The sequence below is a fragment of the Microbacterium sp. 2FI genome (assembly GCF_005502885.1).
GTDB lineage: Bacteria > Actinomycetota > Actinomycetes > Actinomycetales > Microbacteriaceae > Microbacterium.
This window is the reverse complement of sequence record NZ_SCMR01000002.1, coordinates 49341-63284: the sequence shown is the minus strand read 5'-3', so window position 1 is coordinate 63284 and position 13944 is coordinate 49341. Positions and strand designations below refer to the sequence as shown.

Genomic DNA, 13944 nt, shown 5'->3' with positions numbered 1-13944 from the left:
CCTAGTGGCCGTGCCCCGCCTGCTGGACGTCGTTCGCGTGAGCGCGGGCGTACGCCTCGGCCTTGTGAGCGTGGCGGTTGGCCACATTGCGGTACGAGGCGGTGACCAGGCCCAGCGCCGCGAAGACGACGATCGCGACGATTCCGTAGCCCACCGTCTCGAGGGCGACGTTGCCGTGGTGCTCGGACTCCGCCGCAGCGAAGGCGGCAATCGTGGCGAGGGTCATTCGTGCTCCGTTCGGGTTCGCCTTGTGGCGCAGACGAGTTCCAGTTTAGGCCTCAGGCGCGGACTTGTCCGGCGCCTCGCGCAAGCCACTTGGTGCTGGTGAGCTCAGCGAGCCCCATCGGCCCCCGCGCGTGGAGCTTCTGGGTCGAGATTCCCACCTCCGCGCCGAAGCCGAACTCACCGCCGTCCGTGAAGCGCGTCGACGCGTTCGCCATCACGACGGCGGAATCCACCTCGGCGAGGAAGCGCTCGGCATTGGCTTCGTCCTCGGTGATGATCGACTCGGTGTGGTGGGTGGAGTAGCGGCGGATGTGGGCGAGCGCATCGTCGAGATCGTCGACGACGTGCATCGCGATGTCGAGACTGAGGTACTCGGCGGCCCAGTCCGCCTCGGAGGCCGGCACGACTCCGGGCGCCAGCGCAGCCACGGCGGCGTCTCCGTGGACGGTGACGCCCGACTGCTGGAGCTCCGCCACGACCGGGGGCACGAGACGCGCTGCCGCGTCGCGGTGCACCAGCACCGTTTCGACCGCGTTGCAGACGCTCGGTCGCTGCGTCTTGGCGTTCACCACGATGTCGCGAGCCCAGTCGAGAGGCGCGGATGCGTCGAGCACGATGTGCACGACACCCGCGCCGGTCTCGATGACGGGCACCGACGATTCGGTGACGACCGTCTCGATGAGCAGGGCGCTCCCCCGCGGGACGAGCACGTCGATTAGACCCCGCGCCTGCATGAGCTCGCGGGCGCCGTCGCGCCCGAAGTCGTCGACCGTCTGGATGCTCTCCGGGTCGATCCCCTGGCCTGCCAGTGCACCGCGCATCGCGCGGATCAGGGCAGCGTTGGTGGCTTCGGCGGCGGAGCCCCCGCGAAGCACGACCGCATTCCCCGAGCGCAGCGCCAGCGTTGCGATGTCGACGGTCACGTTCGGCCGTGCTTCGTAGATCGATCCCACGACACCGAAGGGCACGGCGACCTTGGTCAGCACCACGCCGTTCGCGAGAGTCCGCTCGTCGAGGACGCGGCCGACCGGGTCGGGGAGGTCGGCGACCTTGCGGACTGCGGCTGCCAGTGCCCGCACGCGCGGCTCGTCCAGGCGCAGGCGATCCTGCAGCGAGGGCGACAGGCCACTCTCGCGCCCGCGGTCGAGGTCCTCCGCGTTCGCCGCCACGATCTCGGGAGCGCGCGCCTCGATCGCGTCGGCGATAGCGAGCAGCGCAGCCTGCTTCGCGGCATCCGTCAACAGTCCGACGGAGCGCGACGCCTCCTTGGCGAGCAGCATGCGCTCGCGCGCTGTCGTGGCGATGATGGTCATCACGCCAGTGTATCGACGGACGTTCGCACCGGTCCGGTGGCCGGCGCCGCTCCCGGTTCGGGATTCGGTTGGAACCACGTTCCGATGTCGTCGCCAGACAGGGCTCGTCCGACGAGGTCGGCGCTCGTCACGAGCACTCCGATCCCGGATGCCGCCGCCAGGCGCGCCGCGGAGACCTTCGTCGCCGCCCCTCCCGTTCCGACACTGTTGACCACGACCGAGCCGAATTCGAACCCGTGCAGGTCGTCGCCGTAGGTCACCTGCCGGATGGGCTCGGCGCCAGGCTCGTCCGGCGGCCGTGTGAAGAGGCACTCGATGTCGCTGAGCAGCACGAGCGCATCCGCCCCGATGAGCTGGGCCACCATCGCCGCGAGACGATCGTTGTCGCCGAAGCGGATCTCATGGGTCGCGACGGTGTCGTTCTCGTTGACGATCGGGAGGATCCGCAGACCCAGCAGGCGCTCCATCGCACGGCGCGCGTTCGAGCGGTGCGTGGGATTCTCGAGGTCGCCCGCGGTGAGCAGCACCTGACCCGCGACGATTTCGAACGGGCGCAGGGCCTCCTGATAACGGTAGATGAGCACGTTCTGGCCGACGGCTGCAGCGGCCTGCTGCGTCGCGAGATCGCTCGGGCGCGAATCGAGCAGCAGGAACGGCATGCCGGTCGCGATGGCACCGGACGACACGAGCACGACCTCGGTGCCGCGCCCGTGGGCGACCGCGAGGGCATCGACGATCGGACCGATCTTGTGGGCGTTGTCGCCGCTGATCGAGGAAGACCCGACCTTGACGACCACCCGGCGTGCGGAAGGGATGTCGCTGCGGTGCACTGCCGTCACTCGTCGTCCTCGTTCCGGTAGCGCTCGGCGATGCGCTCCGCCTCCAGTTCCGCGCGCGCCTCAGCCTTGGCATCCATCATGTCGTGGTAACGCTCGCGGCGCTCCGAGGTGGTCGGTCGCGAGCTCTGGAGCAGTCTCGGGTCGGTGCCTCGCGGCGCCGTCGCGAGCTCTGCAGCGGACTTCAGTGACGGCTCCCAGTCGAAGACGATGCCGTCGCCCTCGCCGATCACCACCGTTGCACCGGGGGTCGCTCCCGAGCGGAACAGCTCGTCCTCGATGCCGAGCTTCTCGAGCCTGTCGGCGAGGTAGCCGACCGCCTCCTCGTTCTGGAAGTCGGTCTGCTGCACCCACCGCACCGGCTTCTCTCCGAGGATGCGGTAGATGTTTCCGTACGTGCCGCCCTCGACGCGCACGGTGAACTCCTTCTTCGAGCCCCTCGGGCGGATGACCACGCGCTCGACCACGGGGGTCGCAGCGAGCACCGCCCGGTGGGCGGCGACGATCTCGCCCAGCGCGAAGGTCAGCTGGCGGAGCCCCTCGTGACTCACGGTCGAGATCTCGAATACGCGGAAGCCGCGTGCTTCGAGGTCGGGGCGCACCAGCTGCGCCAGGTCTTTCGCCTCAGGGACGTCGAGCTTGTTGAGCGCGATGATCTGGGGGCGTTCGAGGAGCGGAGTCTGACCCTCGGGCACCGGGTAGGCCGCAAGCTCCGCAAGGATCACGTCGAGATCGGTCAGCGGGTCGCGGCCGGGGTCGAGTGTCGCGCAGTCCAGCACATGGACGAGCGCAGTGCAGCGCTCGACGTGCCGCAGGAACTCGAGTCCGAGGCCCTTGCCCTCGCTCGCACCCTCGACGAGGCCGGGGACATCGGCGATCGTGAAGCGCACTTCGCCGGCCTGAACGACGCCCAGATTCGGGTGCAGCGTCGTGAAGGGGTACTCGGCGATCTTGGGGCGAGCCGCCGAGACGGCCGCGATGAGGCTCGACTTGCCCGCAGAGGGGAAGCCGACCAGCGCGACATCGGCGACGGTCTTGAGCTCGAGCTGCACGTCGCCGATCCAGCCGGGTGTGCCCAGCAGCGCGAAGCCGGGCGCCTTGCGCTTCGGGTTCGCCAGCGATGCGTTGCCGAGCCCGCCGATCCCCCCGGGAGCGACGACGAAGCGCATGCCGGGCTCGATCATGTCGACGATGGGTTGGCCATCGGCATCCTTCACGACCGTTCCGACCGGAACGGGCAGGTCGAGCGACTCGCCCGCGGCGCCCGAGCGGTGATCGCCCATGCCGAACCCGCCGTTGCCGCCGGAGCGGTGGGGCGAGTGGTGGTACGACAGCAGCGTCGTCACATTCGGGTCGGCGACCAGCACGATGTCGCCGCCGTGCCCGCCGTTGCCCCCGTCGGGGCCTGCGAGCGGCTTGAACTTCTCGCGCTTGACCGAGACGCAGCCGTTGCCGCCCTTACCGGCGCTCAGATGCAGCGTCACGCGATCGACGAACGTGACCATGCGGTCCCCCTCAGGCCTGGGTGTTTCCCCAGAGTAAAGGGAAGGGGCGGGCCGAAGCCCGCCCCTTCCTGGAAAAGAGTGTGAATCGCGTGGATTACTCCGCGACCGCCACGATGTTGACGACCTTGCGGCCGCCCTTCTGACCGAACTCGACCGCGCCGGCCTCAAGAGCGAACAGCGTGTCGTCGCCACCGCGGCCGACATTGGCGCCGGGGTGGAAGTGCGTGCCGCGCTGGCGGACGATGATCTCGCCGGCGAGGACCTTCTGGCCGCCGAAGCGCTTCACGCCGAGGCGCTGTGCGTTGGAGTCACGACCGTTGCGGGTGGAGCTTGCGCCCTTTTTGTGTGCCATCTCTGCGTCTCTCCCTGGCTTTACTTGATGCCGGTGATCTTGACGCGCGTAAGGTCCTGACGGTGGCCCTGGCGCTTCTTGTAGCCGGTCTTGTTCTTGAACTTCTGGATCACGATCTTGGGGCCGCGCTCCTCGCCGAGGACTTCGGCGGTGACGGTGACCTTCGCGAGCTTGTCGGCATCCGTCGTCACGGCGTCGCCGTCGACGAAGAGCACCGCGGGGAGCTCGATCTTGTCGCCGATGCTGGCCTTCTGACGGTCCAGGACGACGATCGTGCCGACCTCGACCTTTTCCTGCCGGCCGCCGGCGCGCACAACTGCGTAAACCACTTCACACCTGTTTCTTCTGGGAGCGCACGCGCTCGGGGATATCGATGAAAACCTGGTGCGGATGTCTCGACGCACCAAAGGACTACTTTACCGGATGGGAGGACCAGCCGCAAAAGCACGGCGGACGTGGCGCCGCTTTCGGTGCATATGATCAGGTCGTGACCATCCTGATCGACGACCCGCGGTGGCCTGCCCACGGCCGGCTGTGGGCACATCTGGTCAGCGATTCCGACCTTGAGGAGCTGCACGCCTTCGCTTCCGCGAACGGGATTCCGCGCCGCGGTTTCGATCTCGACCACTATGACGTACCGGAAGACGCGCACGCGCGCCTCGTGTCGGCCGGCGCCGTTCACGTCGACGGTCACGAGCTGGTCCGCAGGCTCATCGCCTCGGGATTGCGCGTCACCGCCCGCGAACGGCGCGGCCTCGGCTGACCGAGAGGTCTCACTCCTCCGGCGAGTGCGACACCGGGGTGCCGGTAAGCGCGGCGGTCGTCACACGACGGCGCGCACGACCCTGCCCGGGCGCCTTCGGCTCGGGAAGGGCGCTGAGGACGGAGTCCAGCAGCGCGTCCTTCTCGGTCCGCGGCGCCTTGGCCTTCGCGTCGGGCCGCTTCTTCCGCGGCTTCTTCGGGCGCTCCGCGGGTGCCTCGGCGGGCGGCGCGTCGATTTCGGCCGGGGCCGCCTCGTCGTGATGGTGGATCGTGGATGCCGCGATCTGCGCGAGCGCCGACTTCACGCCTTCGGTGATCGTGTGCGTGCCGTTGGAGCCGCCACCGGCGGCCGGAGCCTGCGCTCCTCCCCCGCGGGTGCGACGGGCGGGCTGGGCGTTCCCGCCGCCGCCGTTTGCCGAGCGGTGCTTGACCACCGGGTCGTGGTGGACGATGACACCGCGACCGGCGCACACCTCGCACGCCTCGCTGAAGGTCTCGAGGAGACCGAGGCCCAGCTTCTTGCGCGTCATCTGGACGAGACCGAGCGATGTCACCTCGGCGACCTGATGCTTCGTGCGGTCGCGGCTGAGGCATTCGACGAGACGGCGCAGGACCAGGTCGCGGTTGGACTCGAGCACCATGTCGATGAAGTCGACCACGATGATGCCGCCGATGTCGCGCAGGCGCAGCTGCCGTACGATCTCCTCGGCCGCCTCGAGGTTGTTCTTGGTCACCGTCTCTTCGAGGTTTCCGCCGGTGCCGACGAACTTGCCGGTGTTGACGTCTACGACGGTCATCGCCTCGGTGCGGTCGATCACGAGGGAGCCGCCCGAGGGAAGCCAGACCTTGCGATCGAGAGCCTTCTCGATCTGCTCGGTCACGCGGAACTCGTCGAAGGGATCGGCGTCGCCCTCGTAGGCGCTCACGCGCTCGAGGAGGTCGGGAGCCACAGACTCGAGGTACTTCGTGATCGTCTGGTGAGCGTCCTCGCCCTGGATGAGCATGTTCGAGAAGTCCTCGTTGAAGACGTCGCGGACGATCTTGACCAGCAGGTCGGGCTCGGAGTGCAGGAGGGCCGGTGCCTGAATCGACTCGATCTGCTTCGAGATGTGCTCCCACTGGTTGGTGAGACGCTGCACGTCCCGCGTGAGCTGATCTTCGGTCGCGCCTTCGGCTGCGGTGCGCACGATGACGCCGGACGACTCGGGAAGCACCTCCTTGAGGATCTTCTTCAGCCGCGCGCGCTCGGTGTCGGGGAGCTTGCGCGAGATGCCGTTCATCGCGCCGCCCGGGACGTAGACGAGGTAGCGGCCCGGGAGCGAGATCTGGCTCGTGAGCCGGGCGCCCTTGTGGCCCACCGGGTCCTTGGTCACCTGGACGAGAACACGATCTCCGGTCTTGAGCGCCAACTCGATGCGCCGGGGCTGGTTGCCCGTCTCGACGGCATCCCAGTCGACCTCGCCGGAGTACAGCACGGCGTTGCGGCCGCGCCCGATGTCGACGAAAGCCGCTTCCATGCTCGGGAGCACGTTCTGCACACGACCGAGGTAGACGTTCCCGATGAGCGACGCGTCCTGGTTGCGGGCGACGTAGTGCTCGACGAGCACCTTGTCTTCGAGCACCGCGATCTGGATGCGGCCGTTCTTCGAGCGCACGATCATGACGCGGTCGACAGCCTCGCGGCGCGCGAGGAACTCCGCCTCGGTGACGACCGCACGACGGCGTCCGGCCTCGCGGCCGTCGCGGCGACGCTGCTTCTTCGCCTCGAGCCGGGTCGAGCCCTTGATGCGCTGCGGCTCGGTGATGAGCTCGACCGCGCGCTGGCGGGGCTGCGGCGGCTCGGCGACCGGGGACGCCTCGTCTCGCGGCTCGCCGCTGCGCCGACGGTTGCGGCGACGCGCATTGGCGCTCGCCACCGGCTGCTCAGGCTCGGGATCGAGGTCGGGCGCAGGAGGCAGGGCGATCACGGCCGGCGCGTAGAAGTGCAGCTCGGTCGACACCGCCGAGACGAACACCTCGGGGATCAGTCCGAGGCTCACGGCGGTCAGCTCCGTGGGCTCCTCGACGGTGGGCTCCTCGACGGTGGGCTCCTCGACAGTGGGCTCCTCGACGGTGGGCTCCTCGACGGTGGGCTCCTCGACGGCCGACTCTTCGACGGCCGGCTCTTCGACGGCAAGCGTCTCCGCCGGCGGAGCCTCGTCGACCGCATCAGCGGCCGCCGAGACGTCGAGCGCCGCAGCCTCCGTGATCTCGGATGCCTCGCCGTCGGCGGTGCCCGGCTCTAGCGGAGCTTCCGGTTCGTTGTGGGGGTCAAGGTCTGTGTGCGTGCCATCGGCCATCACTGGCGTACTCCCTGCGGGGCGGCACCGCGCGCCGCCCGGCGAAATCTCGTGCGGTGCCGCACCTGCGGTGCCGCGAACTCACTCGGTCTGCAGCGGGATCCCGGCTCTGTGGCGGGAGCTCGCGCTGCTGAGGGCATTCGTCGCCCTGAAGTCTTCGGTGATGTGCGTCGCGGCGCGGCCGCGGCACATCGGAAGCCATTATCGCACTTTCCCTCGCCGATTGCTCGTTCGCGGCGCGCCAGCGGTTTGTCACGGCGCGCGGCGCGGCACCCGCACAGCCCCTGATGCCATAATCCGAGGCATGCCCGAGCATCAGACGCACACCCGGCCGAAGGCGATCGCCGTGTGGCTGATCATCGCCGGTGCGATCGGGTGGTGGGCGGCATTCTCGCTCACGATGGAGCGCCTTCACCTGCTTGCCGACCCCGACGCGATCGCTTCGTGCGACTTCAGCTTCCTGGTTCAGTGCAGCGCGAACCTGTCGTCGTGGCAGGGCAGCGTGTTCGGGTTCCCGAACCCGATCCTGGGGCTCACCGGATGGGTCGCCCCGATCGTCGTCGGGTTCGCGATCCTCGCCGGCGCACGGTTCGCGCGCTGGTTCTGGTGGCTGTTCGAGCTGGGCCTGACATTCGCGTTCGTGTTCGTCATCTGGCTCATCAGCCAGAGCATCTTCGAGCTGATGACCCTGTGCCCGTGGTGCATGGTGACGTGGGTCGTCACGATCCCGACGTACTACGTCGTGACGCTGCACATCCTGCGCTCCGGCATCCTCCCCGCTCCCGACGCCGTGCGCCGTGGCGCCGATCGGCTGATGGGCTGGGTGCCGCTGCTGGCCGTCGTCAGCTACGCGATCATCGCGATCATCGCCCAGCTGCGCCTCGACGTCCTCTCGACGCTCTAGCCGAACCAGATCCCGAGCTCGCGAGCGGCCGACTCGGGGCTGTCGGAGCCGTGCACGAGGTTCTGCTGCACTTTCAGGCCCCAATCGCGTCCGAAGTCGCCGCGGATCGTGCCGGGGGCGGCCGTGGTCGGGTCGGTCGTTCCGGCGAGCGATCGGAAGCCCTCGATCACGCGATTGCCCGCGAGCCGGATCGCGACGGACGGACCCGACAGCATGAACTCCAGCAGCGGCTCGTAGAACGGCTTGCCCTCGTGCTCGGCGTAGTGGCGCTCGAGCGTGTCGCGGTCGGGCTCGACCAGTCGGATGTCGACGAGCGAGTACCCCTTCGCCTCGATGCGGGCGAGGATCGCGCCGGTGAGGCCGCGCGCGACCCCGTCGGGCTTGACCAGGACGAGTGTCTCTTCGGTGGCCATGTCAGTCTCCGTTCGCCGTTCAGGCTTCGTCAGGGGTGTCCGCCGCGAGTTGGGCGTTGCGCCGGTCGAGGGCGGCTCCCTTGATCGTCGCATACGCGTACATGCCGCCGAAAATGAGCGCGACGAGTCCGAGTCCCGGCACGAGGATCGCACCGAGTGCCACGATCGCCTGCAGCACCCAGCCCAGTGCGATGCCCCAGGGATAGCGCACGAGGCGGGCGGTGACGATCATGAGCAGCGCGACCACGGTCCCGGCGACGATGCCCCACCAGTCCGCGACCGCCTCAGGCAGCACCTGCAGACCGTAGACGGCGAGTCCGCCGAGGAATGCGACGACCGACTCGAACGCGAGCACGATCGAGGCGAGCGATTCGGCCGCCCCACGGCGACGGGGGCCGGGCGCCGGCTGTGCGTCGGTCATGCCTCCCACCCGGACTTCCAGTCCTGTGCATCGGCGAGGGTGAGTGCTTCGCCGGCGAGCAGGACGGACCCCGCGATGACAACGGCACGTCGATCGGATGCCGCGGCCCACGCTCGGGCAGCCTCGGCGGCAGCAGCGAGATCCTCGTGCACCGTGGTCCGGAGGTCCTGGGCCTCGGCGAGGTCCGCGAGAGCGTCGGCGTCGCTCGCGCGCTCGGAGTCGGGCGCCGTGGCGAACACGTGTGCGGCGACGGGGGCGAGCTCCGCGACGATGCCCGCGGCATCCTTGTCGCCCAGCACGCCGAGCACGACTCCCCATTCGTCGAAGTCGAACGACTCGGCCAGCGCCGACACGAGTGCGCGTGCGCCGTGGGGATTGTGCGCGGCATCCACGATCACCGTGGGGTTCACGCCGACGAGCTGAAGCCGGCCGGGCGACGTCGACTGCGCGAGGCCCTCGGCGAGCACGTCACCCGGGATCGCCTGGGCGGCGCCGCCGATGAGCGACTCTACGGCCGCGATCGCGAGCGCGGCGTTGAAGGCCTGATGGGCACCGTAGATCGGCAGGTACTCGTCGTCGTACACACCGGCGAGTCCGCGCACCGAGATCAGCTGGCCGCCGACGGCGAGCCGCTGCTGCGCGAGGGCGAACTCGGCGCCCTCGAACGCGATCGTGGCGCCGCGCTCGGCGGCCGCGGCACGCAGCGCCGCCTCGGCGACCGGCTCCTGGCGTGCCGAGACAACGGCCGCGGCATCCTTGATGATCCCCGCCTTCACGGCCGCGATCTCGGCGATCGTGTCGCCCAGGCGATCCGCGTGGTCGAGGTCGATGGGCGTGAACACCGCGACGTCGCCGTCGGCGGTGTTGGTCGAGTCCCATGCCCCGCCCATGCCGACCTCGAGCACGAGCACGTCGATCGGCGCGTCGGCGAATGTCACGAAGGCGAGCGCCGTCAGCAGCTCGAAGAACGTGAGCGGCGCGTCGCCGGCCGCTGCCAGTTCAGCGTCGACGAGGTCGACGAAGGGCGCGATCTCGGCCCATGCGTCGGCGACGGCGGCATCGGCCACCGGCTCGCCGTCGATCATGATCCGCTCGGTGAACCGCTCGAGATGGGGGCTCGTGAACAGTCCCGTGCGCAGGCCGTGCGCGCGCACGAGACTCTCGATCATGCGGCTCGTCGATGTCTTGCCGTTCGTGCCGGTGACATGGATCACGCGGTATGTCCGCTGCGGGTCGTCGAGGTACTCGAGCAGACGCGCGGTGCGCTCGACGCGGGGCTGCACCCACTGCTCTCCCTGCCGCTCCAGCAGCGCCGCGTAGACCGCGTCGGCCCGCGTGCGATCGCGATCGCTCATGCAGACACCTCGATCCGGGCGACGTCGACCGTGAAGGCGCCGCGGTTCGCGTACGTGCCCGCGTCGACGACGGCCTCGTACTCCACTGCGACCGTGGTGCTGCCGCCCGAATGGAGCTCCTCGGTGCGCGTGCGCACGGTGAACGCCACCGCCAGCGTCTCACCGGCGACATCGGCGGCATCGAATCCCGCGGCGACGGCCGCCGCGTCCTCGGCGTCCTCGAACAGCAGGCCGAGCCGGATGCGGTCGCTGACGTCGAAGCCGGCTCCCTTGCGCGTGTCCTGCACGGCGCGGATGACGTCCCGTGCGAGACCCTCCGCCTCGAGCTGCGCGGTGGTCGTGGTGTCGAGCAGCACGAAGCCTCCGTCCACCAGGAGTGCGATGGCCGTGCCCTCGTCGACGCCGCCTGCTTCGAGGGTGAGTTCGTACTCGCCGTCTTCGAGAGCGACGCCGTCGACGACCACGACGCCGTCCCGCTCCTCCCACACGCCCGCGCGGGCGCCGGCGATCACGTGCTGCACCTGCTTTCCGAGGCGCGGTCCGGCTGCACGGGCGTTGACGCTCAGTCGCTTGCTGATGCCGAAGCGCTCGGCGACCCCCGCGCTCAGCTCGACCAGCTCGACGGCCTTGACGTTGAGCTCGTCGCGGAGGATCCCCTCGAACTGGGCGAGGGATGCGGCATCCGTCACCGCCACCGTGAGCTGCGACAGCGGGAGGCGCACCCGCTTGCCCTCGCGCTTGCGCAGCGCGTTGGCCACGCTCGAGACTTCGCGCACGGCATCCATCGCCGAGCGGATGTCGTCAGCCGCGGGGAACTCGGCAGCATCCGGCCAATCCTCGAGGTGGACGCTCCGGCCGCCGGTGAGGCCCTGCCAGATCTTCTCCGAGACCAGCGGGATGAGGGGCGCCGCGACCCGCGTGAGCGTCTCGAGCACGGTGTAGAGCGTGTCGAAAGCCTCGGTGCTCTTCGGGTCGGACGCGTCCACGCCCACCCAGAACCGGTCGCGCGAGCGCCGGATGTACCAGTTGGTGAGAGCCTCGGCGAAGTCGCGGAGCTTGGCGGCGGCCATCGTCGAGTCGAGTCCCTCGAGGTCGACGGCGACGTCGCGCACGAGGTCGCCCGTGAGCGCGAGGATGTAGCGGTCGAGCACGTCGGTCGAATCAGTGCGCCGCTGCGCTTCGTATCCGCCCGTCGAGGCGTTCGCGTACGTCGCGAAGAAGTACCACGCGTTCCACAGCGGCAGCATGAACTCACGCACGCCCGCGCGTATGCCCTCCTCGGTCACGACCAGGTTGCCGCCGCGCAGCACCGAGCTCGCCATGAGGAACCAGCGCATCGCGTCGGATCCGTCGCGGTCGAACACCTCACTGACATCCGGGTAGTTGCGCAACGACTTCGACATCTTCTGCCCGTCGCTGCCGAGCACGATCCCGTGGCACGAGACGCCGGTGAATGCCGGACGATCGAACAGGGCGGTCGACAGAACATGCATGACGTAGAACCAGCCGCGCGTCTGACCGATGTACTCGACGATGAAGTCCGCCGGCGAGTGCTCGTCGAACCAGTCGTGGTTCTCGAACGGGTAGTGCACCTGCGCGAACGGCATCGAGCCCGAGTCGAACCACACGTCGAGGACGTCTTCGATGCGGCGCATCGTCGAGCGGCCCGTCGGATCGTCGGGGTTCGGGCGGGTCAGGTCGTCGATGTACGGCCGGTGCAGATCGACCTCACCCGCGGCATTCCGCGGAAGGCGGCCGAAGTCGCGCTCGAGGTCGGCGAGCGAGCCGTATACGTCGACGCGCGGGTGCTCGGGGTCATCGCTCTTCCACACCGGGATCGGCGAGCCCCAGTAGCGGTTGCGGCTGATCGACCAGTCGCGCGCACCCTCGAGCCACTTGCCGAACTGGCCGTGCTTGACGTTGTCGGGGACCCATGTGATCTGCTCGTTGTTCTCGAGAAGGCCGTCCTTGACGTCGGTCACCCTTACGAACCAGCTCGAGACGGCCTTGTAGATGAGGGGGTTGCGGCACCGCCAGCAGTGCGGGTACGAGTGCTCGTAGCTCGCCAGGCGCAGCAGCCGCCCGTCCTGGCGGAGCAGCCGCACGAGCGGGGTGTTCGCGTCCATCCACAGTTCGCCTGCGACATCGGTCACCTGCGGCAGGAAGCGACCGCCGTCGTCGAGGCTCATGATGAGAGGGATGCCGGCCGCTTCGCTCACGCGCTGGTCGTCCTCACCGTAGGCGGGCGCCTGGTGGACGATGCCGGTGCCGTCGGCGGTGGTCACGTAGTCGTCGACGAGGATGCGCCAGGCACGCTCGGTGCCCCAGGTCTCGGCATCCGCGTAGTAGTCGAACAGGCGGTCGTAGGCGACATCCTGCAGCTCCGAGCCGAGCACCGACTGCACGACGGCCGCGCGGGCGGCGTCCGCCGATTCGTAGCCGAGGTCCTTCGCGTACCCGGCGAGCAGCTCCTCCGCGAGCAGGTAGCGGTGCGCCGTCGCCTCGATCGGGTCGTCGGCGTGGCCGTCGGGGGCGTGGTGGACGTCGGCGGCGCCGGCGGGCCCGCCCGGGACGACGACATAGCGGATGCCGGGACCCACGGCCAGGGCGAGGTTCGTCGGCAGTGTCCACGGCGTCGTCGTCCACGCCAGCGCCCGAACGCCCGTCAGCCCGAGTGCCTCGGCCTTGGCACCGACGAGCGGGAAGGTGACGGTGACCGAGGGGTCCTGGCGCATCTTGTAGACGTCGTCGTCCATGCGCAGCTCGTGCGCCGACAGCGGCGTCTCGTCGCGCCAGCAGTAGGGCAGCACGCGGTGCCCCTCGTACGCGAGACCCTTCTCGTGGAGCGTCTTGAACGCCCACAGCACGGACTCCATGTACGACGTGTCGAGGGTCTTGTAGCCGCGCCCGAAGTCGACCCAGCGCGCCTGGCGCGTGACGTACTCCTCCCACTCGCGCGTGTACGCGAGCACTGACTCGCGCGCCTTGTCATTGAATGCGGCGAGGCCCATCGACTCGATCTCGGCCTTCTCGGTGATGCCGAGCTGCTTCATGGCCTCGAGCTCGGCGGGAAGACCGTGCGTGTCCCAGCCGAACACGCGATCGACGCGCTTGCCGCGCATCGTCTGGAAGCGGGGGAAGAGGTCCTTGGCGTAGCCGGTGAGAAGGTGCCCGTAGTGCGGGAGGCCGTTGGCGAACGGCGGGCCGTCGTAGAAGACCCACTCCTCGGCCCCGTCGCGATTCGCGATCGACGCGCGGAACGTGTCGTCGGCCTGCCAGAACGCGAGCGTCTCGCGCTCGACGTCGGGAAAACGCGGACTCGGCACGACGGCATCGGCGGCGGGGCCGAATGCACCGGCCGCTGCGCTTGACGAGGGGCGGGGATAGGTCATGTCACTCCAGCAGGTTGCGATGCTTCCTGCGAGGACGACCCGTTCGAGCCGCGGTACCACCCCGCGTGCCGGTTCGCGGAAGCGAGCCGACCACTTTCACAGCGGCTGTGACGGGCCTGACCCGCTC

The 13944-nt window shown here is 69.2% G+C and carries 13 protein-coding genes; 2 read left to right on the top strand and 11 right to left on the bottom strand.

All coding sequences use genetic code 11. The features are described from left to right. Window position 1: 1 nt before the first annotated feature. The 6 genes from FFS15_RS02660 to rplU form a co-directional block, all read right to left on the bottom strand. On the bottom strand, window positions 2-226 hold the full coding sequence (locus FFS15_RS02660) for a hypothetical protein (protein WP_137843462.1): 225 nt from the start codon (window positions 224-226) through the stop codon (window positions 2-4). Window positions 227-278: 52 nt separating this feature from the next. Then, window positions 279-1538: a glutamate-5-semialdehyde dehydrogenase gene (locus FFS15_RS02655; protein ID WP_137843461.1), complete on the bottom strand. Its 1260-nt coding sequence runs from the start codon at window positions 1536-1538 to the stop codon at window positions 279-281. Further along, entirely contained in the window at window positions 1538-2377 is an 840-nt protein-coding gene (gene proB, locus FFS15_RS02650) for a glutamate 5-kinase (protein ID WP_137843460.1), read from the bottom strand. Before proB ends, FFS15_RS02655 begins: the two co-directional genes overlap by 1 nt. Further along, entirely contained in the window at window positions 2374-3879 is a 1506-nt protein-coding gene (gene obgE / locus FFS15_RS02645) for a GTPase ObgE (protein WP_137843459.1), read from the bottom strand. The genes proB and obgE overlap by 4 nt, the downstream gene beginning before the upstream one ends. Window positions 3880-3973: 94 nt before the next feature. Further along, window positions 3974-4231: a 50S ribosomal protein L27 gene (gene rpmA, locus FFS15_RS02640; protein ID WP_137843458.1), complete on the bottom strand. Its 258-nt coding sequence runs from the start codon at window positions 4229-4231 to the stop codon at window positions 3974-3976. 20 nt (window positions 4232-4251) lie between these two features. Beyond that, window positions 4252-4560 (bottom strand): 50S ribosomal protein L21, encoded by a 309-nt coding sequence (gene rplU, locus FFS15_RS02635; protein ID WP_171013059.1) that lies wholly within the window; start codon window positions 4558-4560, stop codon window positions 4252-4254. A gap of 158 nt (window positions 4561-4718) precedes the next feature. Here rplU and FFS15_RS02630 point away from each other — a divergent pair, with 158 nt between their 5' ends. Next, complete coding sequence (locus FFS15_RS02630; protein ID WP_137843457.1) at window positions 4719-4994, top strand: DUF4031 domain-containing protein; 276 nt, start codon at window positions 4719-4721, stop codon at window positions 4992-4994. A gap of 10 nt (window positions 4995-5004) precedes the next feature. Here FFS15_RS02630 and FFS15_RS02625 read toward each other — a convergent pair whose 3' ends face one another. Next, the gene (locus FFS15_RS02625) at window positions 5005-7332 is read right to left on the bottom strand and encodes an Rne/Rng family ribonuclease (RefSeq protein ID WP_137843456.1); all 2328 of its coding nucleotides are present in this window, start codon (window positions 7330-7332) and stop codon (window positions 5005-5007) included. A gap of 304 nt (window positions 7333-7636) precedes the next feature. On the opposite strand from FFS15_RS02625, the gene FFS15_RS02620 reads away from it, so the two are divergent. Further along, entirely contained in the window at window positions 7637-8236 is a 600-nt protein-coding gene (locus FFS15_RS02620) for a vitamin K epoxide reductase family protein (protein WP_137843455.1), read from the top strand. Here the strand turns inward: FFS15_RS02620 and ndk are convergent. The 4 genes from ndk to ileS are packed head-to-tail and all read right to left on the bottom strand — an operon-like array spanning window position 8233 to window position 13817. Next, window positions 8233-8649 (bottom strand): nucleoside-diphosphate kinase, encoded by a 417-nt coding sequence (gene ndk / locus FFS15_RS02615; protein ID WP_137843454.1) that lies wholly within the window; start codon window positions 8647-8649, stop codon window positions 8233-8235. The two genes, FFS15_RS02620 and ndk, sit on opposite strands and share 4 nt — an antisense overlap. A gap of 19 nt (window positions 8650-8668) precedes the next feature. Further along, complete coding sequence (locus tag FFS15_RS02610) at window positions 8669-9070, bottom strand: DUF4233 domain-containing protein (RefSeq protein WP_137843453.1); 402 nt, start codon at window positions 9068-9070, stop codon at window positions 8669-8671. Beyond that, window positions 9067-10425, bottom strand: coding sequence for a Mur ligase family protein (locus tag FFS15_RS02605; protein WP_137843452.1), 1359 nt, complete (start codon window positions 10423-10425; stop codon window positions 9067-9069). Before FFS15_RS02605 ends, FFS15_RS02610 begins: the two co-directional genes overlap by 4 nt. Further along, entirely contained in the window at window positions 10422-13817 is a 3396-nt protein-coding gene (gene ileS / locus FFS15_RS02600) for an isoleucine--tRNA ligase (protein WP_137843451.1), read from the bottom strand. Before ileS ends, FFS15_RS02605 begins: the two co-directional genes overlap by 4 nt. Between the last annotated feature and the right edge of the window lie 127 nt (window positions 13818-13944).

Bases quoted from the DNA above. Each gene is read 5' to 3' on its own strand.
- FFS15_RS02660 (WP_137843462.1), bottom strand. From the start codon at position 226: ATGACCCTCGCCACGATTGCCGCCTTCGCTGCGGCGGAGTCCGAGCAC.
- FFS15_RS02655 (WP_137843461.1), bottom strand. From the start codon at position 1,538: ATGACCATCATCGCCACGACAGCGCGCGAGCGCATGCTGCTCGCCAAG.
- obgE (WP_137843459.1), bottom strand. From the start codon at position 3,879: ATGGTCACGTTCGTCGATCGCGTGACGCTGCATCTGAGCGCCGGTAAG.
- rpmA (WP_137843458.1), bottom strand. From the start codon at position 4,231: ATGGCACACAAAAAGGGCGCAAGCTCCACCCGCAACGGTCGTGACTCC.
- FFS15_RS02625 (WP_137843456.1), bottom strand. From the start codon at position 7,332: ATGGCCGATGGCACGCACACAGACCTTGACCCCCACAACGAACCGGAA.
- FFS15_RS02620 (WP_137843455.1), top strand. From the start codon at position 7,637: ATGCCCGAGCATCAGACGCACACCCGGCCGAAGGCGATCGCCGTGTGG.
- ndk (WP_137843454.1), bottom strand. From the start codon at position 8,649: ATGGCCACCGAAGAGACACTCGTCCTGGTCAAGCCCGACGGGGTCGCG.
- FFS15_RS02610 (WP_137843453.1), bottom strand. From the start codon at position 9,070: ATGACCGACGCACAGCCGGCGCCCGGCCCCCGTCGCCGTGGGGCGGCC.
- FFS15_RS02605 (WP_137843452.1), bottom strand. From the start codon at position 10,425: ATGAGCGATCGCGATCGCACGCGGGCCGACGCGGTCTACGCGGCGCTG.
- ileS (WP_137843451.1), bottom strand. From the start codon at position 13,817: ATGACCTATCCCCGCCCCTCGTCAAGCGCAGCGGCCGGTGCATTCGGC.